Here is a 24,604-nt window from a genome sequence, read left to right as displayed (position 1 = left end):
GGGAAACTAAACAGGACTCTTCGGACAAGCCGGTCATTGGTCTTGACCAATCACTCGTTTGGCCGAAAGAGTGCGGCTTGGTCCATACCTTTTTCGGACCGCTCCCACTCCTCCCGCACAAAAGCGGAGATCCTGCACATGCGCATACCCACTTCCGCCGCCGCGCTCGCGGTCGGCGGCTCTCTCGCACTGGCCGGGCTCGTCGCCCCGGCCGCCTACGCTGCCGACCCCGGTCAGGAGTGCCGCAGCCTCGGGGTCGCCAACCTCTACGGCGAGTTCATCGAGGGTGACGACACGCACACCCCCGACGCCGAGGGTGCCGTCGCCGTCGGCGGCAACGCCAACTTCACCGGCGGGTTCTCGGTCGGCCAGGAGTTGACCGCGGACCAGGTCAACGCCCTGCCGGGCAAGAACGCGCTCGTCGTGGCCGGGAAGATCACCGGGAACAACACCCAGGTGATGAAGGGCAGCGGCGTCTACGGCTCCAAGGCCGAGGGCGCCGTCATCCAGGCTCACGCCGGCACCGTCGGCCAGGGCTCCTCGCCGATCGACTTCAAGGCCGAGTTCGCCAAGCTGCGCGCCGCCTCGACCTCGCTGGCCGCCGTCCCGCAGACCGCCGGCGCCACCGTCCAGGCCGACGGCGCCAAGCTGACCTTCACCGGCGGCGACGCGAAGTACAACAGCTTCACCGTCGACGCGGCGAAGCTGCAGGGCGCCAAGGACGTCTTCCTCAAGGTGCCGGCCGGCTCCGTCACGGTGATCAACGTGACCGGCGGCTCGTACGACATGGCCGCGGCCGGGACCACCGGCTTCAACATCTGGGACGCGGGCAAGAACACCTTCCTCCTGGACGACAAGCTGCAGAGCGCCTCGGCCGGTGCGATCCGCGCCAAGCTGCTCTGGAACTTCCCGACCGCCACCAAGGTCGTGAAGAACAGCGCCGCCGCCTGGGCCGGGACGGTGCTCGCCCCGAACGCCGCCTTCGACCTCGGCAGCGGCGGTCCGGTCAACGGCTCGGTGATCGCCGCCTCGCTGACCGGCAAGGGCGGTGCGGAGACGCACCACTACCCGTTCACCGGCTGCCTGCCCGGCACCAGCGTCCCGACGCCGACCGGCGGGCCGAGCACCCCGGCCACGTCGTCGCCGTCCGCGCCGACCCCGGGCACCTCCGTCACGCCGGGCCCGTCCGGTAGCGCGAGCCCGTCGGCGAGCGGTTCGCCGAGTGCGAGCGGTTCGGCGAGCCCGTCCTCCTCCACCGCTCCGGCGGTCCCGGGCTCGCCGAGCCCGACGGCCAAGGACAACGGCGGGGACCTGGCGCACACGGGCTCCGGCCCGGTCGTGCCGCTGGCGATCGGCGGTGCCGTCGTGATCGCGGCCGGTGGCGCGATGGTGGTCGTGGCCCGTCGTCGGGCGGCCAAGAAGGCCTGAAGGAAGGCCTGAGCAACTCGTACCTGAACAGCGCGGCGTCCCTGGTGATTGAACCTGATCACCTGGGGCGCCGTTCTGTCTGGAGGTGACGAAGTTCATTCAGGTTTGCCGAAAACGCGTTCTGCGAGGTGGCGGCTGTGATGGGCTGGTCATGCACATCCAAGAGCGGACCGACAGACGAAATCCGGTCGCACGGCGGGGTGTGGCGAGGTGCGGGAGTGCCGGTAGAGTCCCCCGGACAGTCGTAGCGGGCCCACCGCGAACCTACTCAACACGCCTGCTGCGCAAGACCGTTCGGAGGGGAACAAGGTATGGCGCGACAGCAGCGGACATTCAGGATGGGCGCGGCGGCCCTCGCCGGTACGGCGGCGGCCGTGTTCGCACTGCCCCTGGCGCTGGCCACCAACGCCTCGGCACACACGCCGAGTTGGTCGGTGACCTGCGACAAGGTCCAGATCGATCTGATCAACTACAGCGGCAACGAGACCGTGAAGAACACCGTTTCGCTCACCATCGACGGTGAGAAGGTGCTCGACGGCAAGATCTTCCCCAAGGAGTTCCACGGCTCCTTCCCGGTGAAGGACCACAACGCCCCCATCACGGCGCACCTGGTGGTCAAGACCACGGAGACGCCGAACGAGCAGGGCTGGAACATCGACGAGTCGAAGACGATAGCCCCCTGCCACACGCAGACTCCGACTCCGACCCCGACCACCCCGAGCCAGACCCCCAGCCAGACGCCGACTCCGACGCCGACCACGGCTTCGCCGTCCGCGTCGAAGACGCCGACCCACACGCCGTCGCCGTCTCCGAGCACTGCCGGGCCGGTGCTCGCGCAGACCGGTGGCAGCAGCAACACCCCGATCATCGCGGCGGCCGGTGCCGGCGTCCTGGTGGTCGGCGGCGCGCTGGTGATGGTCGCCCGCAAGCGCCGTGGCGGTGCCGAGAGCTGATGCTCGGCCCGTAGCGCCCGTAGCAACGGCGAACGCCCCCGACCCGGTGAGGTCGGGGGCGTTCGTGCGTCCTGAACGCGCGAGCGGGCTACTCCCAGCGGAAGAACCGGGCCGCCGCCCCCAGGCCGAGGACGGACCAGACGGCCAGGACGCCGAGGTCCGACCAGGGCACGCCGGCGCCGTGCTGGAGCACCGACCGCAGGCCGTCCGAGAGCGCGGAGATCGGCAGCAGCTCCAGCACCGACCGTACGGCGTCGGGGAACTTGCTCAGCGGCACGATCACCCCGCCGGCCAGCAGCAGCAGGATGAACACCAGGTTGGCGGCGGCCAGCGTGGCCTCGGCCTTGAGGGTGCCGGCCATCAGCAGGCCGAGGCCGGAGAAGGCGGCGGTGCCGAGGACGAGCAGGGCGGCGACGGCCAGGGGGTTGCCGTGCGGGGACCAGCCGAGGGCGAGCGCGATCACGGAGAGCAGGGCGACCTGGAGGACCTCCGTCACGAGGACGCAGCCGGTCTTGGCCGTCAGCAGCGTCCAGCGCGGCAACGGGCTGGCGCCGAGGCGCTTGAGCACGCCGTAGCGGCGCTCGAAGCCGGTGGCGATGGCCTGGCCGGTGAAGGCGGTGGACATCACGGCGAGCGCGAGCAGGCCGGGGGCGAGGAAGTCGACGCGCTTGCCGGGGCCGTCCACGGCGACGATGTCGACGGCGGAGAACAGCACCAGCAGCACGGTCGGGATGACCACGGTGAGCAGCAGCTGCTCGCCGTTGCGCAGCAGCATCTTCGTCTCGAAGGCCGTCTGGGCGAGGAGCATCCGGCCGACGGGGGCCGCACCCGGCTTGGGGGAGTAGTCGGTGGTCACGAGCGGAGTTCCCGTCCGGTCAGGTCGAGGAAGACGTCTTCGAGGCTGCGGCGCTGGACGGACAGCCGCTCGGGCAGGACGCCGGAGGCCGCGCACCAGGCGGTGACGGCGGCGACCAGGGCGGGGTCGACGGGCGCCTGGACGCGGTAGCTGCCGGGGGCGGTCTCGGCGGCCGCGGCGCCGGCGGGCAGCTCCTTGAGCAGCGGGCCGAGGTCGAGGCCGGGCGGGCCGTCGAAGCGCAGGGCGTCCTCGGAGCCGTCGCGGCAGAGTTCCTCGGTGGTGCCGTGGGCGATGACCCGCCCGCCGTCGACGATGGCGACGTGGTCGGCGAGCTGTTCGGCCTCGTCCATGTGGTGGGTGGTGACGACGACGGTGACGCCGTCGCGGTGCAGGTCGCGGACGAGGTCCCAGGTGGCGCGACGGGCCTGTGGGTCGAGGCCGGCGGTGGGCTCGTCCAGGAAGACCAGCTCGGGGCGGCCGACCACGGCCATGGCGAGGGCGAGGCGCTGCTGCTGGCCGCCGGAGAGGCGGCGGTAGGTCGTACGGCCGCAGGAGCCGAGGCCGAGGCGCTCGACGAGGGCGTCCACGTCCAGGGGGTGGGCGTGCAGCTCGGCGGTGTGGCGGAGCATCTCGACGGCGCGCGCGCCCGCGTACACGCCCCCCGATTGGAGCATCACGCCGATCCGGGGCCGCAGGGCCGCGCTCTGGCCGACCGGGTCGAGGCCGAGGACGCGGACGGTGCCGGCGTCGGGGCGGCGGTAGCCCTCGCAGGTCTCGATGGTGGTGGTCTTGCCGGCGCCGTTGGGGCCGAGGACTGCGGTGATCGTGCCGGAGGCGATGGTCAGGTCCAGGCCGTCGACCGCGACCTTCTCGCCGTAGCGCTTGACCAGCCCGGCGATCTGGACCGCGGGTACGGGGTTCATACCGGCGAGTCTAAGAGGGCCTCACGCAGGGGCCCGAAGGCGCCCGCATGATCGAACTCGCAGGTCAGGTAAGGCTTACCTGCGTGACAGATGCCACGGGTGCGGCGTGCGTCACGGCTTGTCCGGGCGGAAGCATTTACGCAACACTGGTGTTGTGAAAAACATGCGCGAGCACCCCACGCAGCAGGAGGCCGAGTCGGCCCCCGGGTGGGACGTGCCCGCGACGGCGGCCGAGGTGCTGCTGGAGGGCCACCGCGCCACCCGCGACAGGGTCGCCCACTCGATCCTGGACCACGGCCCGTCCTCCGCCGCCGACCTGGCCAGCCGGCTCGGCCTCACGGCCGCCGCCGTGCGCCGCCACCTGGACTCGCTGGCCGCCTCCGGCCTGGTCGAGGCCCGCGAACAGCGGGTCTACGGCAGCCGCGGCCGCGGCCGCCCGGCCAAGGTCTTCGGCCTCACCGACGCCGGCCGGGACGCCTTCTACCAGGCCTACGACCAGCTCGCCGCCGACGCGCTGCGCTGGATCGCGGACTCGGTGGGCGGCGGCAAGGCCGGTGAGGAGGCCGTCGCCGCCTTCGCCCGCGCCCGCTTCGGCAAGCAGGCCGAGAAGTACCTGGAAGCCCTGGGGCGGGCCGACGTCCAGGAGCGTCCGGAGGCCCTCGCCCAAGCCTTGAGCGCGGACGGGTACGCTGCCACGGTGCGGCGTGTCCCGCCGGCCGCGGCCAAGGCCCCGGCGGGAGCCCAGCTCTGCCAGCACCACTGCCCGGTCGCGCACATCGCCGAGCAGTTCCCGCAGCTCTGCGAGGCGGAGACCGAGGTCTTCTCCCAGCTCCTGGGCACCCATGTGCAACGGCTGGCCACCATCGCCCACGGCGACGGGGTCTGCACCACCTATGTGCCGGCAACCGGTGCCGCATCGTCGCCCTCCGCGCGCAGCGCGCGCACGGGCTCCGGTGCAGTGCCGACTGCCGGTACGTCCACCGAGGATTCGTCCGAAGATTCTGCGTCCGCGCGTTAGGAAGCTCGCATGACTGACACCGTTTCGCACCCGGAGCTCGAGGGCCTGGGCAACTACGAGTACGGCTGGGCCGACCCGGACGCCGCGGGCGCCGTCGCCAAGCGCGGGCTCAGCGAGGAGGTCGTCCGCGACATCTCCGCGAAGAAGAGCGAGTCCGAGTGGATGCTCAACCTGCGTCTCAAGGGCCTCAAGCTGTTCGGCAAGAAGCCCATGCCGACCTGGGGCTCCGACCTCACCGGCATCGACTTCGACAACATCAAGTACTTCGTCCGCTCCACCGAGAAGCAGGCCGAGTCCTGGGAGGACCTGCCCGCCGACATCAAGGCGACGTACGACAAGCTGGGTATCCCGGAGGCGGAGAAGCAGCGCCTGGTCGCCGGTGTCGCCGCGCAGTACGAGTCCGAGGTCGTCTACCACCAGATCCGTGAGGACCTGGAGGAGCAGGGCGTCATCTTCCTGGACACCGACACCGCGCTGCGCGAGCACCCGGAGATGTTCAAGGAGTACTTCGGCACCGTCATCCCGGCCGGCGACAACAAGTTCGCCGCGCTGAACACGGCCGTGTGGTCCGGCGGCTCCTTCATCTACGTGCCGAAGGGCGTGCACGTGGACATCCCGCTCCAGGCCTACTTCCGGATCAACACCGAGAACATGGGCCAGTTCGAGCGGACGCTGATCATCGTCGACGAGGACGCGTACGTCCACTACGTCGAGGGCTGCACCGCGCCGATCTACTCCTCCGACTCGCTGCACTCGGCGGTCGTGGAGATCATCGTCAAGAAGGGCGGCCGCTGCCGCTACACGACCATCCAGAACTGGTCGAACAACGTCTACAACCTGGTCACCAAGCGCGCCGTGGCGTACGAGGGCGCGACCATGGAGTGGGTCGACGGCAACATCGGCTCCAAGGTCACCATGAAGTACCCGGCCGTCTACCTGATGGGCGAGCACGCCAAGGGCGAGACGCTGTCGATCGCGTTCGCCGGCGAGGGCCAGCACCAGGACGCCGGCGCCAAGATGGTGCACATGGCGCCGAACACCTCGTCCAACATCGTCTCCAAGTCGGTGGCGCGAGGCGGCGGCCGCACCTCCTACCGCGGTCTGATCGAGATCGGCGAGGGCTCCAAGGGCGCCAAGTCCAACGTGCTCTGCGACGCGCTGCTGGTCGACACCATCTCCCGCTCCGACACGTACCCGTACGTGGACGTCCGCGAGGACGACGTGTCCATGGGCCACGAGGCGACCGTCTCCAAGGTCAGCGAGGACCAGCTGTTCTACCTGATGAGCCGCGGTCTGACCGAGTTCGAGGCCATGGCGATGATCGTGCGCGGCTTCGTCGAGCCGATCGCGCGCGAGCTGCCGATGGAGTACGCGCTGGAGCTCAACCGGCTGATCGAGCTGCAGATGGAGGGCGCGGTCGGCTGACGCCGCCCCGCTCCCGCCGTCCACTGATTTCCGAGGAAGAGAGCACTACGAACAGCCATGGCTGAGCAGAACACCACCGGCTCCACCACCGCCGGTTCGATCGAGGTCGGAACCGCCGGCGCGGGCGCGCAGCTCGCCGGCCCCGGCACCGGCCGGACCACGGTCCAGCAGCCGATCGACGCGCGCGTCGCGGTCAAGCCCTCCTTCGACGTGAACGACTTCCCGGTGCCGCACGGCCGCGAGGAGGACTGGCGGTTCACGCCGCTGCACCGCCTCGGCGGTCTGCACGACGGCACGGCCGCCTCCGCCGAACGCGGCGAGGACAAGGTCGAGCTCGCGCTGCCGGACGGCGTCACCGCCGAGACCGTCGGCCGCGACGACGCGCGCCTGGGCAAGGCCGGTACGCCCGTCGACCGCGTCGCCGCGCAGGCGTTCAGCGCCTTCGACCAGGCGCTCGTCGTCACCGTCCCCCAGGACGCGGTGCTCACCGAGCCGGTCAAGATCGACGTGCGCGGCGAGGGCGGCGTCCGCTTCGCCCACGTGGTGATCGACGTCAAGCCGTTCGCCGAGGCCGTCGTGGTCCTCAACCACGAGGGCACCGGCACCCGGGCCGCCAACGTGGAGCTGCTGGTCGGCGACGGCGCGAAGCTCACCTTCGTCTCCGTCCAGGACTGGGACCGCGACGCCGTGCACGTCGCCCAGCACAACGCGCTGATCGGCCGCGACGCCTCGTACAAGTCCGTGGTCGTCACCTTCGGCGGCGACCTCGTCCGCCTGCACCCGCGCGTCAACTACGCGGGCCCCGGCGGCGAGGCCGAGCTGTTCGGCCTGTACTTCGCCGACGCCGGCCAGCACCTGGAGCACCGTCTGGTCGTCGACCACGACACCCCGCACTGCCGCTCCAACGTCGCGTACAAGGGCGCCCTCCAGGGCCAGGACGCGCACGCCGTCTGGGTCGGCGACGTGCTGATCCGCGCCGCCGCGCTGGGCACCGACACGTACGAGCTCAACCGGAACCTGGTGCTGACCGACGGCGCCCGGGTCGACTCCATCCCGAACCTGGAGATCGAGACCGGCGAGATCGTCGGCGCCGGCCACGCCTCCGCGACCGGCCGCTTCGACGACGAGCAGCTGTTCTACCTGATGGCGCGCGGCATCCCGGCCGACGAGGCCCGCCGCCTGGTGGTGCGCGGCTTCTTCGCCGAGCTGCTGCAGCAGATCGGTGTGGCCGAGGTGCAGGAGCAGCTCATGGTCAAGATCGATGCCGAGCTCGAAGCGGCGGTCTGATCCGATGAGCTTCCTGCGCGCCTGCGCGCTCAGCGACCTCCAGGAGGACGTGCCCAAGCGCGTGGACCTCAACGGCGTCCCGGTCGCCGTCGTCCGCACCGACGAGGGGGTGTTCGCGATCAACGACGTCTGCTCGCACGCGAACGTCTCGCTCTCCGAGGGCGAGGTCGAGGACTGCATGATCGAGTGCTGGCTGCACGGCTCCAGCTTCGACCTGCGCTCCGGCAAGCCCTCCGGCCTGCCCGCCACCAAGCCGGTCGCCGTCTACCCCGTAAAGATCGAAGGGGACGATGTGCTCGTCTCCGTCAACCAGGAGTCCTGAGTACACATGGCAACCCTTGAAATCCGCGACCTGCACGTCTCCGTGGACGCCGAGAACGGCCCGCGCGAGATCCTGAAGGGCGTCGACCTCACCGTCAAGCAGGGCGAGACCCACGCCATCATGGGCCCCAACGGCTCCGGCAAGTCCACCCTCGCCTACTCGCTGGCCGGCCACCCCAAGTACACCGTCACCGGCGGCACCGTGCTGCTCGACGGCGAGGACGTCCTGGAGATGTCCGTCGACGAGCGCGCCAAGGCCGGCGTCTTCCTGGCCATGCAGTACCCGGTCGAGGTCCCCGGCGTCTCGGTCTCCAACTTCCTGCGCACCGCCGCCACCGCCGTCCGCGGCGAGGCCCCCAAGCTGCGGCTGTGGGTCAAGGAGGTCAAGGAGGCCATGGCCGCCCTGCAGATGGACCCGGCCTTCGCCGAGCGCAACGTCAACGAGGGCTTCTCCGGCGGCGAGAAGAAGCGCCACGAGATCCTCCAGCTGGAGCTGCTCAAGCCGAAGATCGCGATCCTCGACGAGACCGACTCCGGCCTGGACGTCGACGCGCTGCGCGTCGTCTCCGAGGGCATCAACCGGGTCCGCTCGACCGGCGAGGTCGGCACGCTGCTGGTCACCCACTACACCCGCATCCTGCGGTACATCAAGCCCGACCACGTCCACGTGTTCGCGGGCGGCCGCATCGTCGAGTCCGGCGGTGCGGAGCTCGCCGACAAGCTGGAGAACGAGGGCTACGAGGCGTATGTGAAGGGGGGCGCGTCCGCGTGACGCACGCCTTTACCGGACTCCTGGACACGGACGCGATCCGCAAGGACTTCCCCGTCCTGCAGCGGGTCCTGCACGAGGACAAGCCGCTCGTCTACCTGGACAACGCGGCCACCTCGCAGAAGCCGCGCCAGGTGCTCGACGCGCTGACCGGCTACTACGAGCGGCACAACGCCAACGTCCACCGCGGCGTGCACGTGCTCGCCGAGGAGGCCACGGCGATGTACGAGGGCGCCCGCGACAAGGTCGCGGCCTTCGTCAACGCCCCGAGCCGCAACGAGGTGATCTTCACCAAGAACGCCTCGGAGTCGCTCAACCTCGTTGCCAACATGCTGGCCTGGGCCGAGGAGCCGTACCGGGTCGACGCCGACTCCGAGATCGTGATCACGGAGATGGAGCACCACTCCAACATCGTGCCGTGGCAGCTGCTCTCGCAGCGCTCCGGCGCGAAGCTGAAGTGGTTCGGGCTGACCGACGAGGGCCGGCTCGACCTGTCCAACATCGACGAGCTGATCACCGAGAAGACGAAGGTCGTCTCGTTCACCCTCGTCTCCAACCTGCTGGGCACCGTCAACCCGGTCGAGACGATCGTGCGCAAGGCGCAGTCCGTCGGCGCGCTCGTCGTGATCGACGCCTCGCAGGCCGCCCCGCACATGGTGCTGGACGTGCAGGCGCTGGAGGCCGACTTCGTCGCCTTCACCGGGCACAAGATGCTGGCCCCGACCGGCATCGGCGTGCTCTGGGGCCGCCAGGAGCTGCTGGAGGACCTCCCGCCGTTCCTCGGCGGCGGCGAGATGATCGAGACCGTCACCATGGGCTCGTCCACCTACGCCCCGGCGCCGCACAAGTTCGAGGCCGGCACCCCGCCGATCGCCCAGGCGGTCGGGCTGGGCGCGGCCATCGACTACCTGTCGGCCATCGGCATGGAGAAGATCGCCGCGCACGAGCACGCCATCACCGAGTACGCGGTGGAGCGCCTGCTGGAGGTCCCGGATCTTCGGATCATCGGCCCGCGCACGGCCGTGGACCGCGGTGCCGCGATCTCCTTCACGCTGGGTGACATCCACCCGCACGACGTCGGCCAGGTGCTGGACGAGCAGGGCATCGCCGTTCGCGTCGGCCACCACTGCGCGCGGCCCGTCTGCCTGCGGTACGGAATTCCGGCGACCACGCGGGCGTCGTTCTACCTGTACTCGACGCCGGGCGAGGTCGACGCGCTGATCGACGGCCTGCACCACGTCCGGAACTTCTTCGGCTGACGGGCAGGAGCAGGATCAGATGAAGCTCGACTCGATGTACCAGGACATCATCCTGGACCACTACCGCAACCCCCACGGCAAGGGGCTGCGGGACGGCGACGCCGAGGTCCACCACGTCAACCCGACGTGCGGCGACGAGATCACCCTGCGGGTGAAGCTCGACGGCGCGACGGTCGCCGACGTCTCGTACGAGTCCCAGGGCTGCTCGATCAGCCAGGCCAGCGCCTCGGTGCTGAACGACCTGGTCGTCGGCAAGACCGTCGGCGAGGCGCAGGCCGTCCAGGAGGCGTTCCTGGAGCTGATGCAGAGCAAGGGGCAGGGCGAGGGCGACGAGGAGGTGCTGGAGGACGCGGTCGCGTTCGCCGGCGTCTCCAAGTACCCGGCGCGGGTCAAGTGCGCGCTGCTCAGCTGGATGGCCTGGAAGGACGCCACCGCCCAGGCGCTGGCGCAGCACCCCGTTACCGACCTCAACGACTGATCCGCAGAGGAGGATTGATCACTGTGACTGACGAAACCACCTCCGCTGCGGAGGACCAGACGGCCGGTACGGGCCTGATCGTCGGCACCACCGCCGGCACCGTTTCGGTGGAGGACCTGACCGAGGCCCTGATGGACGTCGTCGACCCCGAACTGGGCATCGACGTCGTCAACCTGGGCCTGATCTACGGGATCCACATCGACGAGTCCGACGTGGCCACCATCGACATGACGCTGACCTCGGCGGCCTGCCCGCTGACGGACGTCATCGAGGACCAGGCCAGGACGGCGACGGACGGGCTGGTGCAGGACCTGCGCATCAACTGGGTCTGGATGCCGCCGTGGGGCCCGGACAAGATCACGGACGACGGGCGCGACCAGCTGCGGGCGTTGGGGTTCAACGTCTGAGCGGTGTTGTGCTTCTGCTGCCGCGCGAACCTTCGGGTTCGCGCGGCAGTGTCGTTTCTGCGGCCTGAACACCCGCGCATCACCTGCTTCGCTGAGCAGCTCTACCGCCGTTCCCCACCATCCACCCCCACCCGCCTATCGGCGGGGTGCCCGCCCCCGGCCTCGCCCCGCGCCGCCGGGTGGGGCGGCGCGGGGCTGATGGAGCAGGCCTCGGCGGGCCGAAGTGGCGTGTGTCGGCAAGATCGAACGCTTGGGCGGCCTGGGGTGGGAGTCAGCGGGCTGAGACGTCAACCTGTTGCCGCGCAAACCTCTCCTTCGAGGGAAGGATTTGTGTGGCAGTGGTATATCTGCCAGAGGGCGGCCAGGCTGGTGCCGCGACCACGGAGGGAGCGACGTGATGGCTGTGGAAGCTATCGGTCATTGGACCTTGCCCGACTCGCCGTACGCCATGTGGACCCGGGGCGAACTCGACGAGTACCTGCGGATCCCGAACGACGGCACGCGAGTCGAGGTGATCGGAGGGGAGTTCGTCGTGTCACCGGCGCCGGTGTATGCCTACGGAGGAATCCTTTCGGACATCCAGCGAGGCTTTGAGTGTGCCTGGTTCGCAGATGCTGCGTATCCGTGGCGCGTTGTTCAGACCATCAATCTGGATCTGGTCGAGATCGGGGACGGCTACATTCCCGACATGGTGGTGGTGACCAAGGAGACCGATGCGGAGAGGCGTGCGGCAGACGTTCTGAGCCTGCACCCGCATGATGTGGAGTTGGTGGTGGAGGTAACCTCCTCGTCCAACGCTCATCATGACCGGCGGCCGATCTTCGGTCGACAGGTCAAGCCCACCAAGTGGAGCGGCTACGCGAGGGCCGGAGTTCCGTACTACTTGCTGGTGGATCGCGACCCACGGCGATCTGGTGTCACGCTCTTCGGCGGACCGAACCGTGGCGAGGCGACGTACGAGGTGCTCGGCGAATGGAAGTTCGGTGACCCCGTCCGATTGCCGGAGCCGTTCGACGTCGAGATCAGCACCGAGGCGTGGAAGGCCTGGAGCGCGTAGCCCTCGTGTGCGCGGAAGTGCTGGTATGACTGGGGGATGCAGGAAGAGACCGCAGGATCCGCGATCGACACGTTCATCTCCGCGTTCAACGCCTCGGACGACGACTATGTGACCGCCCTGCTCTCCCAGGCACTGACCTCGGATGTGGTCTTCTGGGGGCCGTTGGGCCGTAGCGAAGGCATCGAGGCGGTCGAGCAGTTCGTGCTGGACCTCCGACGCCATCCGGCGGGGGCCGGCACGATGGTGCGCTGCTCGGCGGTGGACATGCCTGGTGAATGGGCCCGGTATCAGTGGGTCTTCACCACGCCTGGCGGAGGGCCCCGTCTGGCGGGGACGGATGTCGTTCATCTGCGACGGAGCCTCATCGACCAGATCATCGTCTTCGCAGGGGAGATCGAGCCGGTCGCCGGGTGAACACCCGTGCTTGAGCGGCTGCGTTGATCAGCTCTGCCGCCGTTCCCCACCATCCGCCCCCCGCCCGCCCATCTTGGCGGCGCGCGGAGTTGGCGGAGCAGGGTGGAGCACTCGCCGGAAGCGTGGGGCAGGCCGGCGTGGCGGGGGCGTGCTTCAGGCAGTGAGGTGTGTGGGTCGGCTGCCGGTGAGTGCGGTGCGTAGGGCGGTTCGGGCTCGGGCGGCTCCTGTGGCCGCCACGTTCGAGCCCTGGCTGACCATGGGGGTTCGGGTTGTGAGGCCGGCGCAGGGGCGGCAGATGCCTGGGTTGGGCACGGGGTCGTGGCATTTGGGGCACTCGGAGTAGCGGGCTGCGGTTTCAGGCCGGGTGGGTGGCATTTTGTGCTCCAGGCGGTGGCGAAGCACGGCGGCTGCCGAGTGCATGGGGACGGGCAGGCCCGGAAGGAGCGCCTGGGCGAGGTCGGCGGAGGTGCTGCCGCGTGCCAGCCACTGGGCGACGAGGGGTGCCAACTTCCGTGCCTCGGCCTCGCCGAGGCGCAGGCGCGGTTCGGGCCGGATGGCCCGGAACAGGGTGGCCACCGCTTCGCGTTCGGCGTCCGAGGGTGGGGGGAGGGTGGGTTCTTGCTGCCGGTTCTTTGTTACGGACCCGGCAGCGCGGCCGGTGGCCCCTGCACCGGAGGCCGGAGGGGTGGCACTCGGTGGCCCGAGTTGTGGGGTGTCGTAGACGTGGGTCTCGGTGACGATCCTGCCGTCCGGGAGTCGGATCTTCTCGACGCGGTAGTACCCGGCTTCGGTCAGTTCCTTGAGCGCTTTGCGGATCGCGCCGCGTCCCTGGGGGCTGGTGTCGGCCATGTGCCGTCCGTCCTCGCGCCAGCCGTCGGGGCGGGAGAGGAAGTCGGCGAGCAGGCCGCGGGCGGTGTAGGACAGCCGCCGGTACTGCAGCATGCAGTTGGGCAGCACGGTGAAGTCGCGCACATGGGCGCTACGATGGACACGCATTGGGAGGGTTTGCTCCTGGTGCCGGACCCCGGGGTGTTCCAGCACCGCCGGGGTCGCTCGTTATTCGGTTTGCATGCGGAACGTAACACGGCATTTGACACTGCGTCAGACGATTCCCGCAACTACACCCGCACGTGGACCTGGACGAGGCCGTACGTGCCGCTGGTGCGCCAGGGCTCGCCCGTTCCGTCCAACTCGGCGACCACCGGCCCCTTGAGGCCGACGACGACGTCCGACTTCAACGTGCGCAGCGCCGCCACCGGGGACGGAAAGTGGTCGACCCGCTCGGCGAAGGGGCTTGTGGCGTCCCAGAGTTGGTCCCCGACCAGGCGGCGGTAGTTGAGGTCGCCCTTGAGGATCGTCATCGTGGCGTCGGAGAGCTCGGCCCGGAGATCGGCGGGCATGGCGTGGAACGGCAGCGGCGCGCAGAAGAAGGAGTGTGTGCGGATCGCGAGCGTGCCGCTGGTCATCGCGTCCCAGAGTCGGCGTCCGATCCGTTGGGCCTCCTGCTCGGGTGCGCTGCGAAGGCGCTCGACGGTGGCGAGGGCGTCTGTGGTGGTCGCGTCCGACACGAAGTATGGGCAGGGCTTGACGTACAGGGCGGCCTCGGCGGCCAACCCGCTCGTGAGGAGGTGGTCGACGAGTACGAGGTCCGGCAGCAACTCCCGTCCGGCGTTGTCCGCGATGACGCAGACCTTCGGGCTGCTCGCGGCCGCGAGGGCGCGCCAGAGGAGCGGGCTGTCGTCCGCGATCACGCCGGAGGACTGGGGGTTGCTCGCCGACGCGGTGATCTGGAAGCTGAGGTCCGCCCGGTTGCCCCAGAGTGCTGACGAGAGCAGCACGTCGGATCGCTTCTCGGCGGACAGGGAGGGCAGTTCGCCGAGGGTCGCCAGTTCGGCGTCGACGGCCGGGCCGGTCAGTTCGGCGGTCTTGAACGGCGCGAACAGGTCGATGCCCTGCCAGGCCCCGGGCCGGAAGTAGCCGGTGGCTTCGAGCAGCCTGCGGTAGAAGTAGCTCTCGGCCCACAGGAACGGCGCGTCGCCCCACGGCCGCCCGAACAGGCCCTCGCCCCACTCCGTCCACTGCTGGTGATCGTGGGCGTCCTCGCCGAGCGGCTCCAGCAGGCCGCCGATGCTCTCGGCGAGGAGGTCCTCGACCGCCGCACGCTCGGCGGGCCCGTACGGCAGGGCGGCGAGCACCTGCTGGACGAGCTTCGGGTGCCGGTCGTGGAAGACGCTCCGGGCGAAGGTACCGGGGGTACCACTCAGGATCACGGGTGCGCTGGGCATGCTCGGGGTTCGTCCTTCTCCTCGTCGGCCGTCACCGGGCTTCCGGACCCGGGACAGCACCAGTGTGACCGGCCTCGGCTGCGGGTCGCGTTGGACGCGGGTGGGCAAGGGCGTAGAAGGACTCCGCTGTAGGTAGCGTGCGGAGATGACAAGAAGTGAGCGACTCGCGGCGCAACTGGACTGGTACTGGCACAAGAACCTCGGCCGCGGCTGGAGGGCCTGACCGACGAGGAGTACTTCTGGGAGCCGGTGCGCGGCTGCTGGAGCATTCGCCCGGAGGGCACGTCGGCCGCGCCGACGCCGATGGGTTCGGGGGGATGGACGATGGACTCCGCGCCTTCGGACGCGGTACCGGATCCGGCGCCGGTGACCACGATCGCCTGGCGGCTGGCACACATCGTCGTGTCCTGCCTGGGCTATCGGGTCTGTTGGTACTTCGGCGGTCCGGAGGTCGACTCGCGGACCTTCGCCTACGCGGGGAGCGCCGACGGGGCGCTGAAGCAGCTCGACGAGCTGTACGGGAGGTGGCATGCCGGGGTTCTCGGGCTCGCGGACGCCGACCTGGACAGTCTCCCCGTGGCGGGCCCCGAGCGGTTCCCCATGGAGAACCGGATCCTGCACGTCAACAGGGAGTTGATCCACCACGGCGGTGAGATCGCCCTGCTGCGTGACCTCTACCGCGCGCAGGACGGAGTCGCGTCGCGCCGGATGTGAGGCTCCGGTCCGTCCGTAGGGCTGGGTGCGGTGGGCGAGGACTTCGAGAAGGCCCTGATGCGGGAGACCGGGGAGGAGGCCGGCCTCGGGGTCGACCACGTCGTCTCCTGTTCCTGGTGGGCATCGGCCACGAGGGGGACAATTCCGAGCGGGCTCGAGGGCGGACCGGTTACTGTTGGTGGCGCAGTCGCACTGGACCGTCGGGTCGCCGGCGGCTGCGCCATCTCAGAGCGACGGATACCGGAGTCATGGTCCACACCGTGGGGGCGCGAGCTATCTGCGCCGAGCTGGAGAACTGAGAACCACTCAGTCCTCGTTCTCGGCCCGGCTCGGCGTGTGATCACCCCCCACCTCTCCGCGACTCTTCCGTGAGGGCCTACCGCCATGCGCTCGACGCAGATCCGTTCCACCTTCCTGGACTTCTTCACCTCGCGCGGCCACCGCCACGTCCCGTCCAGCCCGCTGATCCCCTCCGATCCGACGCTGCTGCTGGCCAACGCCGGCATGAACCAGTTCAAGCCCTACTTCCTGGGCGAGGTCACCCCGGAGTACCCGCGCGCCACCACGATCCAGAAGTGCGCCCGCACCTCCGACATCGAGAACGTCGGCCGCACCAACCGGCACGCCACGTTCTTCGAGATGATGGGCAACTTCTCCTTCGGCGACTACTTCAAGGCCGATGCCATCGCCTACGCCTGGGAACTCCTCACCCAGGGCTACCAGTTGGAGAAGGACCGCCTCTGGATCACCGTCCACCGGGACGACGACGAGGCCGAGCAGCTCTGGCGCAGGATCGGCGTCCCCGCCGAGCGCATCCAGCGCCTCGGCGCGGACAACTTCTGGGACATGGGCGTCCCCGGCCCCTGCGGCCCCTCCTCGGAACTCAACTACGACCGGGGCCCGGCCTTCGGCCGCGAGGGCGGACCGGCCGTCGACGGCGAACGCTACGTCGAGATCTGGAACCTCGTCTTCATGCAGTCCCTGCGCGGCGCGGACGACGACAACGGCGGCTTCCCGATCCTCGGCGACCTCGCCCGCCGGAGCATCGACACCGGACTCGGCCTCGACCGCCTCGCCGCGATCCTCCAGGACGTCGAGAACGTCTGCAGCACCGACCTGCTCTCACCCACCCTCACCACCGTCCAGGAGCTGGCCGGCCGCGAGTACCCCGGCAGCGGTGAGGAGAAGGTCTCCTTCCAGGTCGTCGCCGAGCACGCCCGCTCCATCGCCTACCTCATCGCGGACGGCGTCCTTCCCGCCAAGGACGGGCGCGGCTACGTCCTGCGCCGCCTGATGCGCCGCGCCGTCCGCCACGCCCGCCTGCTCGGCATCGACCGGCCCGTCCTCGCCCCGACGACCGCCAGCGTCATCGCCAACCTGGGCGACGTCTGGCCCGAACTCGTCGGCCAGGCCGCCCTCGTCGAGCAGGTCGTCAACGCCGAGGAGGAGTCCTTCACCCGCACCCTCACCCAGGGCACCCGGCTGCTCAACGCCGCCATCACCCGCAGCCGCGAAGGCCGTTCCACCACGCTCACCGGCGAGACCGCCTTCGAACTGCACGACACCTACGGCTTCCCCGTCGAGCTGACCGTCGAGGCCGCCCGCGACGCGGGGTTGAGCGTCGACGAGGACCGCTTCGCCGCCCTGCTCGCCGAACAGCAGAAGCGCGCCAAGACCGGCGGCAAGGCCAGGACCGCCGAGGCCCTGCGCCGCCAGGACGCCTACCGCGAACTGTCCTCCCGCCACGGCCGTACCGACTTCGTGGGCTACGACCGGCTCGACACCGAGGCCACCGTCCTCGGCCTCATCGCGGACGGCACCGTCGTGCCCGGGGCCGACCAGGGTCGCACGCTCGAACTCGTCCTGGACCGCAGCCCGTTCTACGCCGAGTCCGGCGGCCAGGTCGGCGACACCGGCACCATCCGCACGTCCTCCGGCGCGCTCCTGGACGTCCTCGACACCAGGCTCGGCCTGGAGGGCTTCCACGTCCACACCGTCCGCGTCCGCGAAGGCGGGATCCGCACCGGCGAACAGGCCGAAGCCCTCGTCGACGGCCCGCGCCGAGACGCCGTCGCCCGCTCCCACTCCGCCACCCACGTCCTGCACGCCATGCTCCGCCGCACCCTCGGCGACCACGCCCGCCAGCACGGCTCCCTCGTCGACGCCGGGCGCCTGCGCTTCGACTTCGCCCACTTCTCCGCCCTCGACCGCACCCAGCTCGCCGCCATCGAGACCCTCGTCAACGACCACCTCCTCGCCGACCCCGAAGTCCGCGTCTGGCACGCCGGCCGCTCCGAGGCCGAGGCCGCCGGAGCCACCGCCCTGTTCGGCGAGAAGTACGGGGACCACGTCCGCATCGTCGACATCGGCGACTTCTCCCGTGAACTCTGCGGCGGCACCCACGCCCCCCACGGCGCGGGCGCCGGCCCCGTCCGCATCCTCGGCGAATCCTCCGTCGGCTCCAACCTGCGCCGCATCGAGGCCCTCACCGGCCGAGACGCCCTCACCCACTACGACACCGAACGCCGCCTCCTCGACGAGCTCTCCACCCTCCTCGGCACCCGCCCCCAGGACGCCCCCGACGCCCTCCGCAGGCGCCTCGACGCCCTCGCCACCGCCCACCACGAACTCGCCCGCCTCCGGGAGGCCGAACTCGGTGTCCAGGCCCGCCGACTCGCCGCCTCCGCCCGGGCCGTCCCCGGCGGCCGGATCGTCACGGAGAACGTCAGCGGCCTCGGCCCGGACGACCTCCGCACCCTGGCCGCCGGCACGGCCGATGTCCTGGGCAACCGGGCCGTCGTCGTCCTCGGCACCGAACACGACGGCAAGGCCCTGCTCACCGCCGCCATCACCCACGACCTGCACACCATCGGCACCCAGGCCGGCCGACTCCTCACCGCCGCCGCCCGCGCGGTCGGCGGCGGAGCCGGCGGGAAGGGCCCCATCGCCAACGCCGGCGGACGCCGACCCGAGGCCTTGGACGAGGCCCTCGTCCTCGCCGCCCGGGACGCGGCCCGCATCCTCGGATAGCGATCCGGTACGGGCCGTCGAACTCCCTTGCAGGTGAGGGAGTTCGACGGCCCGTACCGTCTCCTCACCGGGTCGGCAGGTTCTGGACGTGTCTCACGATCACGACCGACAGTCTCGCTCCCACGCGACCGGACGGCCCCGGTACTAGCCTGCGGTGGTGACCGGAATCGAACTGGATGAGTTGATCGTCGCTGACGGCGCGGCGCTGCGCGCGTGGCTGCTGGACAACCACACCGCCTCTCCCGGCGTGTGGCTCGCCCTGACCAGGAAGGGTGGCTCCGTCACCACGCTGACCTGGCAGCAGGCGGTCGACGAGGGACTGTGCTTCGGCTGGATCGACGGGCAGGCCCGCAAACGCGACGAGGGGAGTTCCTGGAGGCGGTTCACCCCGCGCCGGCCCCGCAGCGTCTGGTCCCAACGCAACGTCGCCAACGTGGCCCGGCTGGAGGCGGCCGGCCTGATGCTGCCCGCCGGCCGCGCCGAGGTGGACGCCGCGAAGGCCGACGGGCGGTGGGCGGCCGCCTATGCGCCGTCCTCGGAAGCGGAGGTGCCGGCCGACCTGCGAGCCGCGATCGCCGCGGACCCGGTGGCGCAGGCGATGTTCGAGGTGCTCACCAAGACCAACCGCTTCGCCCTCATCAACCGGGTCAATGCCGTCAAGCGGGCCGAGACGCGCACCCGGAAGATCGCCGAGTGCGTGGCGATGCTGGTCCGGCACGAGACGATCCACCCGCAGCGAGCCAAGCCGACGGACCCGCCGACGTCCTGACCGGGCGCGGCGCAGGGCGGGGGGTGGATGGTGGGGAACGGTGGTGGAGCCGATCAACGCAGCTGATGGCGCGCCGGGGTTCACCGGGAACGGCGCTGCCCCGGGGCTTCGGGGGAAGGCCCGGGGCAGCGGCGGTGCAGGGTGGTGTCAGGCCCGCCTGGGGGTGCGGGCGACGGTGAGGGCGAGGGTGGCGCAGAGGAGGGCGGCGAGGGTGGCGAAGCCGCTGATGGCGGGGAGGAGGCCGTAGCGCTGGACGAGGGCGCCGACGATGACGATGGGGAGGGAGCTGCCGAGGTAGACGATGATCCAGAGGGCGCTGAGTTCGGAGCCTCGGCGTTCGGGGTTCATGGCGGCGACGGCGCTGGTGAAGAGGGACCGGAAGGCGACGCCCTGGCAGGCACCGCCGAGGACGCTGCCGATGAACAGCAGCGCCGGGGTGCCGGTGTAGCCCGCGGCGACGACGAGGGCGAGCCCGGCGGCCAGGCCGGTCATGCCGAGGGCGATCACCGTACGGTCGGAGGTCGGCGGGACGGTCAGCTGGGCGAGGGCCGAGGAGCCGAGGAGGAGGGCCGCGACCACGGCGCCGACCAGGTGGGACGGGGTGTGGAGGAGCTTGGCGGCGAAGGCCGGGGCCAGGCTGAGGTAGACGCCGAAGACCGCGTACGAGATGAACCCGGCGGAGGCGGCGAGGAGGAACTCGCGGCGGCCGGTGCGGGGCAGGCGCAGGCGCTGCGGGCGCAGGTGGGCCGGGGTGGTGATGCGGGGCGGCGAGGCCGGGGGGCGGTTGCGGCCGGGCATGCGGGGGTGGACGAGGGCCAGGGGGATGCAGAGGGCGGCCAGGGCCACCGCGTGCAGCAGGAAGGGGGTGAGGAGGGGGTCCGAGCCTCCGGCGAGGAGGGCGCCGACCACCGGGCCGAGGGCGACGCCGCCCGCGGAGCAGGCCAGGGTGAGCTTGGCGGCCAGGGTGGGGTGGTCGGGCAGGAGGTCGCCGAGGGCGGCTCCGGCGGCGCCGGTGGACAGGCCGACGGCTATGCCCTGGATCGCGCGGCCCGCGGCGAGCTGCCAGAAGCTGCCGGAGGTGGCGAACACCACGTCGCCGGCGGCGGCCAGGCCGACGGCGGGCAGGATCAGGGCGCGGCGGCCGAGGTGGTCGGACCAGTGGCCGACCACGGCGAGGACGGGGACGAGCGCGAACACGTAGATCGTGAAGAGGATCGTGGTGTCGAGCGGGCTCAGGCCGAGGCTCTGCTGGAGGAGCGGGTAGATCGGCGTCGCCAGGTTGGCGCCGATGAGCATCAGCAGAAGGGCGACCGAGACGAGGCCGACGCGGACTCCGCGCAGCGCGTTCCAGCGGCTGATCGCGGAGAGCTGGAGCTGGGGCCGGGGCGCGAGCTCCAGGGGAAGCAGGGCCTCCGACAGTCGGCGGCCGGTCAGTTGCGCGGTGCGCAGGCCGGGGCCGGCGGGGGAGAGGTCCGCCATGTAAGGGATCTCCTGTGGCAGGGCACCACCTGGTCGGCATGGATGTGCCGGCGCGCCCGTCCTGAGGCGCTGTGGTGGTGGCCGCGGTGCGGGGCTCCCCGGTGGAGCGGATGAGCTGAGAGCGTGGGCTTCGTTGCCCGGTGGGTTCGCGCGGGGTGTGCGCGGTACCTCCGCGAAGGATAAACGGTGGGCGCACGGCTGCGGCGCGCGCCCCCTCGGGGCCGGGCGTCGGGGGTGCCCGGCCTATACGCTGAGCTGGTAGACGTGTACGCGGCGCTCATGGGCGGGCCGCGCTGGCTGAGGGAGAACTCGCGACGATGGCCGGACGACGTCGGAAGAACTCAGGGCCTGCGGAGGGCGAGGGGGCGTCGGAGGCCGTACTGCCCGCCGACCTGGACCTCCAGGACCTGTACGGGGCGTTCGCCGCCCACGGGCTGGACGAGGAGGACCTGGACGACGCGGCGGTGCTCGTCCCGCCGGTGAGGCTGCCGGCGGACGCGGAGCTGGCCGTGCTGGCCAAGGCCGTCCCGATGTTCGGCTACGCCCTGGCGATGGCCCGCTGGGCCGCCCCGCACCGCGTGGTGGACGAGTTCGGGGACCTCGTGCAGGAGGACCGGGCGCCCGCCGCGCGGCTGCTGGGCCTGGCCCCGGACGGGGGCGAGGTGCCGGAGGAGGCGGAGATCGAGGCGCTGCGCGCCTGGTCGCTGGCCTGCGACCTGGACCTGGTGGCGCTCGGCACGACGGAGGACGGCCGGCACGTGGCCGTCCCCGGGGAGGACCTGGAGCCCGCCGAGGAGGGGGACCCGGACACCGTCCTGGAGCTGTGGCTCACGGCCGCGGGGATCGTCCGGGAGCTGGCGGTGGAGGCCGACGCGCTGCCCGAGGAGGAGGAAGCGGCCGAGGAGGACGAGGACGGCCTGAGCGAGGTCGAGGACTCCCGGCAGGCCGCCGCAGAGCTGCTCGACGAGGCGCTCCAGGTCCTGTACGAGACCACCGCCTTCGCCGAGCCCGGCAACGAGACCGTGCCGCTGGGCGTGCTGGCCGCCCTGCTGGTGGTGCCCGAGGGCGAGGAGCCGAGCGAGGAACTGCTCGGCGAGATCACCGATGTGATGGTCGCGCTGGACCCGATGCTCGCCGACCTCGCCGAGCTGGGCCTGCTGGAGTACCACCCGATCGACCCGGAGCTGTTCGACGAGGACGAGGGCGAGGAGCCCCTCGTCGTCGGCGAGGAGCCGCTGGACGAGGAGGAGTCGGCCCGGTTCGGCCTCGTCCGGCTGACGCCGCTGGGCCAGTACGGCGTGCGGCAGTGGCTGCTGGAGGACGGCTACGACGCGCCGCTGGTCGGCGACCTCGCCCAGGGCGACGCCGCCGACATGCTGCGCGCCGTCTGCGAGTCGGTCAACGTGCTGCCGGAGGAGGAGCTCAAGTTCTGGCTGGTCGGCAAGGAGCCGGTGGCGGCCGCCCGGGAGCTGCTGGCGGCGGCGCGCGGCGAGGACGCGTACGGGCCGGTGCGCCGGGTGCTGGCGATCGAGGGGCTGCGGGAACTGGGGGAGGCGGCGGAGCCGGCCGCCCGGGAGGTCATGGACGATCCGGAGCTGGGCGGGGCGGTCCGGGCCTGGCTGGCCGGGCTCGGGCGGACGGACGTGCCCGCGCCGGGGCGGGCGATGGCGCTGTGGACGGTGGTCGACACCTTCGCCGCCCAGCTGCTCGGCGGCGGCGGGGAGACCGAGCTGCGGGAGCTGATCGCCGACCTGCCGGTGCGGGACGAGCCGGCGGGGTGGTTCGCCGAGGTGTGGCGGGTCGAGCACCCGTACACGGCCGACGTCCTGGAGGCGATCGGGGAGCTGCACCCGGACCGGGCGGTGGCCAAGGAGGCGCGCAAGGCGGCCTTCAAGGCGCGGTCGCAGCAGTAGCGGGTGGCGGCCGGTGGCCGGTCACGGCAGGTCGAGGGAGCCGTCCTCCGTGAAGGGGAAGAACGGGTTGTGGGCGAGCTCCCACAGGTGCCCGTCCGGGTCCTCGAAGTAGCCGGAGTAGCCGCCCCAGCTCGTCGGCTGCGGCGGCTTGACCACCACGGCTCCGGCCTCGACGGCGGTGAGCAGTGCGGCGTCCACCAGGGCGGGGGACTCCAGGTTCACCGCGAGGGTGACGCCGCGGAAGGACGGCTCCCCGGCGGCGGGTACGCCCGCGTCGGCGGCGAGTTCGTCGTCGGGGAAGAGGCCGAGGACGGAGTCGGCGGTGCGGAACCAGACGATCTCGGGGCTGGAGGCGCTGGAGCGCTTCCAGCCGAGGCCCTCGTAGAAGCGGGCGCTGCGGTCGAGGTCGGAGACGCCGAGGGTGACGATGCTGATGCGGGCGGGGAACGGCTCGCTGCTCTGTGGGGTCATGCGGCCCAGGGTAGGGACGGCGGCTGACAACCGGGCGTCCTGACACGGCCCTGGCAGGGCCCCGACACCCGTACGGCCAGCAGGTGCGTGCCGCAACCGAGCTGATGACCCGGCAGGTGCCGGGCACGTATGGTGTCGTCACTGGTGCGGAGAGCGAGGGAACCGGGGGTGCGGCACAGGATGGCGCGGGAGATCGGCGGCAGGCCCCAGGAGTGGAACGCCCGGCGGGAGGCGACCGGGACCGGCGCCGGCCCGGCGGGCCAGGGCGACCGGCTCGCCGAGCAGGAGGAGTTCTCCCGCCGCGTCCTGGAGCGGGTCGGCTTCCCGGTGTACGGGGTGGTCGGCGGGGCCGCCGACGGCCGTGAGGCGCTCACCGCCTTCGAGACCTGCGGCGGCGAGCCCTGCTGGGTCGAGGTGCAGTGCGGTGACTGGACGAGCGCCGCCGGGCCGTACGTGACGGTGCGCACCTACCGGCCGGGCGCGGACGGCTGCGAGCGGATGCCCGAGCTGGAGGACGTCGTCGAGGACGAGCGGGACCGGCTGTACGAGCAGGCCGGGATCGACGAGGGCGAGGGGCCCGGCCGGGTGCGGGCGCTGCGCGAGTGGATCACGGTGGACGGTGAGCCGCGCGCGGCCGAGGTGCACGAGGACCGGCCGGTGCTGTGGCCGGGGACGAGCGCCGGGCCGGTGTGGGCCGGGCGGCTGCGCGTCGGCGGGCTGACGGTGACGGTGTGCGGGCGCGGGGTGCCCTCCGGCGGGGTGGAGCTCGCCGGCATCCGGGACTTCGAGCGCTACCTGCGCGGGCGCACCGGGCTGCTGGGGGACCTCGCCTCGCGGCGGGCCCGCCGGCTGCCGGTCGAGGAGCGCGAACTGCCGCCCGTCACCGGGCTGGAGGCGCACCGGGCGCTGATCGCGCAGTCCGTCGCGGAGACCGCCGCCGTCGAGGCTCAGCTACGGGCCGGGCGCACGCCGAGGCTGCCGCGGAGGCTGCGCGGGGACGCGGGCGCGGTGCGCTGGGAGGCGGCGGTGCGCCAGCAGATGCGGCTGGCGACGGAGAGCCGGGAGGAGGCGGTGGCGGCGGTGACGGGGATGGTCGAGCAGCTCAACCGGCTGTCACGGCAGACGCATTGGCTGGTCGGGACGGTCGAGGGGGAGGCGGCCGTCGAGGAGGTCGTGCGGTACACCGTCTTCGCCAGCGAGGTCGCGAGCCTGCCGGCGCAGCGGGCCTGGGCGCAGCTGGACCGGGACCGGCCGGCGGACGGCGGGCCCGGGGTGTGGGCGGAGCAGCGGATGGCGGAGCAGCTGTGGCTGTCGGCCTGGGAGCAGTGGCGGGCCGGGAGGCGCTAGA

General features: G+C 71.4%; 22 protein-coding genes and 1 pseudogene. 17 read left to right on the top strand and 6 right to left on the bottom strand.

Annotated elements, in window-relative coordinates; translation table 11 throughout:
• The first annotated feature begins 138 nt into the window (after positions 1-138).
• Together ACIRRS_RS26605 and ACIRRS_RS26600 are read left to right on the top strand one after the other, a co-directional pair.
• Positions 139-1,428 (top strand): choice-of-anchor A family protein, encoded by a 1,290-nt coding sequence (locus tag ACIRRS_RS26605; RefSeq protein WP_402975631.1) that lies wholly within the window; start codon positions 139-141, stop codon positions 1,426-1,428.
• Between the two features lie 311 nt (positions 1,429-1,739).
• Positions 1,740-2,381, top strand: a complete 642-nt coding sequence (locus ACIRRS_RS26600) for an LAETG motif-containing sortase-dependent surface protein (protein ID WP_402975629.1) — start codon at positions 1,740-1,742, stop codon at positions 2,379-2,381.
• A gap of 88 nt (positions 2,382-2,469) precedes the next feature.
• Here the strand turns inward: ACIRRS_RS26600 and ACIRRS_RS26595 are convergent, their stop codons facing one another.
• Positions 2,470-3,189: an ABC transporter permease gene (locus tag ACIRRS_RS26595; protein ID WP_402975790.1), complete on the bottom strand. Its 720-nt coding sequence runs from the start codon at positions 3,187-3,189 to the stop codon at positions 2,470-2,472.
• A gap of 44 nt (positions 3,190-3,233) precedes the next feature.
• Positions 3,234-4,160 carry an ABC transporter ATP-binding protein gene (locus tag ACIRRS_RS26590; protein WP_402975627.1) on the bottom strand — a complete coding sequence of 309 codons (927 nt, stop codon included), beginning with the start codon at positions 4,158-4,160 and terminating at the stop codon, positions 3,234-3,236.
• A gap of 163 nt (positions 4,161-4,323) precedes the next feature.
• Here ACIRRS_RS26590 and ACIRRS_RS26585 point away from each other — a divergent pair, with 163 nt between their 5' ends.
• The 10 genes from ACIRRS_RS26585 (at position 4,324) to ACIRRS_RS26540 (ending at position 12,595) form a co-directional block, all read left to right on the top strand.
• Positions 4,324-5,178 (top strand): helix-turn-helix transcriptional regulator, encoded by an 855-nt coding sequence (locus tag ACIRRS_RS26585; protein ID WP_402975625.1) that lies wholly within the window; start codon positions 4,324-4,326, stop codon positions 5,176-5,178.
• A 9-nt stretch (positions 5,179-5,187) separates the two neighbouring features.
• A complete protein-coding gene (gene sufB, locus ACIRRS_RS26580) occupies positions 5,188-6,603 on the top strand; it encodes a Fe-S cluster assembly protein SufB (RefSeq protein ID WP_402975623.1) in 1,416 nt (471 codons plus the stop codon).
• Between the two features lie 57 nt (positions 6,604-6,660).
• Positions 6,661-7,890, top strand: a complete 1,230-nt coding sequence (sufD, locus tag ACIRRS_RS26575) for a Fe-S cluster assembly protein SufD (protein WP_402975621.1) — start codon at positions 6,661-6,663, stop codon at positions 7,888-7,890.
• A gap of 4 nt (positions 7,891-7,894) precedes the next feature.
• Positions 7,895-8,212 carry a non-heme iron oxygenase ferredoxin subunit gene (locus tag ACIRRS_RS26570; RefSeq protein WP_402975788.1) on the top strand — a complete coding sequence of 106 codons (318 nt, stop codon included), beginning with the start codon at positions 7,895-7,897 and terminating at the stop codon, positions 8,210-8,212.
• Between the two features lie 6 nt (positions 8,213-8,218).
• The gene (gene sufC, locus ACIRRS_RS26565) at positions 8,219-8,983 is read left to right on the top strand and encodes a Fe-S cluster assembly ATPase SufC (RefSeq protein WP_402975619.1); all 765 of its coding nucleotides are present in this window, start codon (positions 8,219-8,221) and stop codon (positions 8,981-8,983) included.
• Positions 8,980-10,239, top strand: coding sequence for a cysteine desulfurase (locus tag ACIRRS_RS26560; RefSeq protein WP_402975617.1), 1,260 nt, complete (start codon positions 8,980-8,982; stop codon positions 10,237-10,239). The genes sufC and ACIRRS_RS26560 overlap by 4 nt, the downstream gene beginning before the upstream one ends.
• Positions 10,240-10,258: 19 nt before the next feature.
• Positions 10,259-10,717 (top strand): Fe-S cluster assembly sulfur transfer protein SufU, encoded by a 459-nt coding sequence (gene sufU, locus ACIRRS_RS26555; RefSeq protein WP_402975610.1) that lies wholly within the window; start codon positions 10,259-10,261, stop codon positions 10,715-10,717.
• A 77-nt stretch (positions 10,718-10,794) separates the two neighbouring features.
• Positions 10,795-11,124 (top strand): metal-sulfur cluster assembly factor, encoded by a 330-nt coding sequence (locus ACIRRS_RS26550; protein WP_402975786.1) that lies wholly within the window; start codon positions 10,795-10,797, stop codon positions 11,122-11,124.
• 397 nt (positions 11,125-11,521) lie between these two features.
• Positions 11,522-12,181 (top strand): Uma2 family endonuclease, encoded by a 660-nt coding sequence (locus ACIRRS_RS26545; RefSeq protein WP_402975608.1) that lies wholly within the window; start codon positions 11,522-11,524, stop codon positions 12,179-12,181.
• 36 nt (positions 12,182-12,217) lie between these two features.
• Positions 12,218-12,595 (top strand): nuclear transport factor 2 family protein, encoded by a 378-nt coding sequence (locus ACIRRS_RS26540; RefSeq protein ID WP_402975606.1) that lies wholly within the window; start codon positions 12,218-12,220, stop codon positions 12,593-12,595.
• Positions 12,596-12,748: 153 nt separating this feature from the next.
• Here ACIRRS_RS26540 and ACIRRS_RS26535 read toward each other — a convergent pair whose 3' ends face one another.
• Positions 12,749-13,591, bottom strand: coding sequence for a hypothetical protein (locus ACIRRS_RS26535; RefSeq protein ID WP_402975604.1), 843 nt, complete (start codon positions 13,589-13,591; stop codon positions 12,749-12,751).
• Positions 13,592-13,713: 122 nt separating this feature from the next.
• A complete protein-coding gene (locus tag ACIRRS_RS26530; protein ID WP_402975602.1) occupies positions 13,714-14,880 on the bottom strand; it encodes a damage-control phosphatase ARMT1 family protein in 1,167 nt (388 codons plus the stop codon).
• Between the two features lie 145 nt (positions 14,881-15,025).
• Between ACIRRS_RS26530 and ACIRRS_RS26525 the strand changes: the two are divergent.
• The 3 genes and pseudogenes from ACIRRS_RS26525 to ACIRRS_RS26515 all read left to right on the top strand — a co-directional run bounded on the left by ACIRRS_RS26525 (position 15,026) and on the right by ACIRRS_RS26515 (position 19,393).
• A pseudogene (locus tag ACIRRS_RS26525) lies at positions 15,026-15,594 on the top strand (DinB family protein).
• 384 nt (positions 15,595-15,978) lie between these two features.
• Complete coding sequence (gene alaS / locus ACIRRS_RS26520) at positions 15,979-18,624, top strand: alanine--tRNA ligase (protein WP_402975600.1); 2,646 nt, start codon at positions 15,979-15,981, stop codon at positions 18,622-18,624.
• A 154-nt stretch (positions 18,625-18,778) separates the two neighbouring features.
• Positions 18,779-19,393: a YdeI family protein gene (locus ACIRRS_RS26515; RefSeq protein ID WP_402975598.1), complete on the top strand. Its 615-nt coding sequence runs from the start codon at positions 18,779-18,781 to the stop codon at positions 19,391-19,393.
• Between the two features lie 147 nt (positions 19,394-19,540).
• On the opposite strand, the gene ACIRRS_RS26510 is transcribed toward ACIRRS_RS26515, so the two are convergent.
• Entirely contained in the window at positions 19,541-20,872 is a 1,332-nt protein-coding gene (locus ACIRRS_RS26510; RefSeq protein ID WP_402975597.1) for an MFS transporter, read from the bottom strand.
• A 317-nt stretch (positions 20,873-21,189) separates the two neighbouring features.
• On the opposite strand from ACIRRS_RS26510, the gene ACIRRS_RS26505 reads away from it, so the two are divergent.
• Positions 21,190-22,785 carry a hypothetical protein gene (locus ACIRRS_RS26505; RefSeq protein ID WP_402975595.1) on the top strand — a complete coding sequence of 532 codons (1,596 nt, stop codon included), beginning with the start codon at positions 21,190-21,192 and terminating at the stop codon, positions 22,783-22,785.
• A gap of 21 nt (positions 22,786-22,806) precedes the next feature.
• Here the strand turns inward: ACIRRS_RS26505 and ACIRRS_RS26500 are convergent, their stop codons facing one another.
• Positions 22,807-23,256: a VOC family protein gene (locus tag ACIRRS_RS26500; RefSeq protein WP_402975593.1), complete on the bottom strand. Its 450-nt coding sequence runs from the start codon at positions 23,254-23,256 to the stop codon at positions 22,807-22,809.
• A 168-nt stretch (positions 23,257-23,424) separates the two neighbouring features.
• Here ACIRRS_RS26500 and ACIRRS_RS26495 point away from each other — a divergent pair, with 168 nt between their 5' ends.
• Positions 23,425-24,603 carry a hypothetical protein gene (locus ACIRRS_RS26495; RefSeq protein ID WP_402975591.1) on the top strand — a complete coding sequence of 393 codons (1,179 nt, stop codon included), beginning with the start codon at positions 23,425-23,427 and terminating at the stop codon, positions 24,601-24,603.
• The last annotated feature ends 1 nt before the right edge of the window (position 24,604 follow it).

This window comes from Kitasatospora sp. NPDC101183, from assembly GCF_044767945.1.
In the GTDB taxonomy this organism is placed as follows: Bacteria; Actinomycetota; Actinomycetes; order Streptomycetales; family Streptomycetaceae; genus Kitasatospora.
This window is presented reverse-complemented; position numbering and strand designations above follow the sequence as displayed.

Excerpts from the sequence above, each read along its gene's own strand:
- ACIRRS_RS26535 (WP_402975604.1), bottom strand. The coding sequence starts at position 13,591 with ATGCGTGTCCATCGTAGCGCCCATGTGCGCGACTTCACCGTGCTGCCC.
- sufD (WP_402975621.1), top strand. The coding sequence starts at position 6,661 with ATGGCTGAGCAGAACACCACCGGCTCCACCACCGCCGGTTCGATCGAG.
- ACIRRS_RS26605 (WP_402975631.1), top strand. The coding sequence starts at position 139 with ATGCGCATACCCACTTCCGCCGCCGCGCTCGCGGTCGGCGGCTCTCTC.
- ACIRRS_RS26600 (WP_402975629.1), top strand. The coding sequence starts at position 1,740 with ATGGCGCGACAGCAGCGGACATTCAGGATGGGCGCGGCGGCCCTCGCC.
- ACIRRS_RS26595 (WP_402975790.1), bottom strand. The coding sequence starts at position 3,189 with ATGCTCCTCGCCCAGACGGCCTTCGAGACGAAGATGCTGCTGCGCAAC.
- ACIRRS_RS26510 (WP_402975597.1), bottom strand. The coding sequence starts at position 20,872 with ATGGCGGACCTCTCCCCCGCCGGCCCCGGCCTGCGCACCGCGCAACTG.
- ACIRRS_RS26500 (WP_402975593.1), bottom strand. The coding sequence starts at position 23,256 with ATGACCCCACAGAGCAGCGAGCCGTTCCCCGCCCGCATCAGCATCGTC.
- ACIRRS_RS26585 (WP_402975625.1), top strand. The coding sequence starts at position 4,324 with ATGCGCGAGCACCCCACGCAGCAGGAGGCCGAGTCGGCCCCCGGGTGG.
- ACIRRS_RS26570 (WP_402975788.1), top strand. The coding sequence starts at position 7,895 with ATGAGCTTCCTGCGCGCCTGCGCGCTCAGCGACCTCCAGGAGGACGTG.
- ACIRRS_RS26590 (WP_402975627.1), bottom strand. The coding sequence starts at position 4,160 with ATGAACCCCGTACCCGCGGTCCAGATCGCCGGGCTGGTCAAGCGCTAC.
- sufB (WP_402975623.1), top strand. The coding sequence starts at position 5,188 with ATGACTGACACCGTTTCGCACCCGGAGCTCGAGGGCCTGGGCAACTAC.
- ACIRRS_RS26505 (WP_402975595.1), top strand. The coding sequence starts at position 21,190 with ATGGCCGGACGACGTCGGAAGAACTCAGGGCCTGCGGAGGGCGAGGGG.
- ACIRRS_RS26545 (WP_402975608.1), top strand. The coding sequence starts at position 11,522 with ATGGCTGTGGAAGCTATCGGTCATTGGACCTTGCCCGACTCGCCGTAC.
- ACIRRS_RS26540 (WP_402975606.1), top strand. The coding sequence starts at position 12,218 with ATGCAGGAAGAGACCGCAGGATCCGCGATCGACACGTTCATCTCCGCG.
- sufU (WP_402975610.1), top strand. The coding sequence starts at position 10,259 with ATGAAGCTCGACTCGATGTACCAGGACATCATCCTGGACCACTACCGC.
- sufC (WP_402975619.1), top strand. The coding sequence starts at position 8,219 with ATGGCAACCCTTGAAATCCGCGACCTGCACGTCTCCGTGGACGCCGAG.
- alaS (WP_402975600.1), top strand. The coding sequence starts at position 15,979 with ATGCGCTCGACGCAGATCCGTTCCACCTTCCTGGACTTCTTCACCTCG.
- ACIRRS_RS26530 (WP_402975602.1), bottom strand. The coding sequence starts at position 14,880 with ATGCCCAGCGCACCCGTGATCCTGAGTGGTACCCCCGGTACCTTCGCC.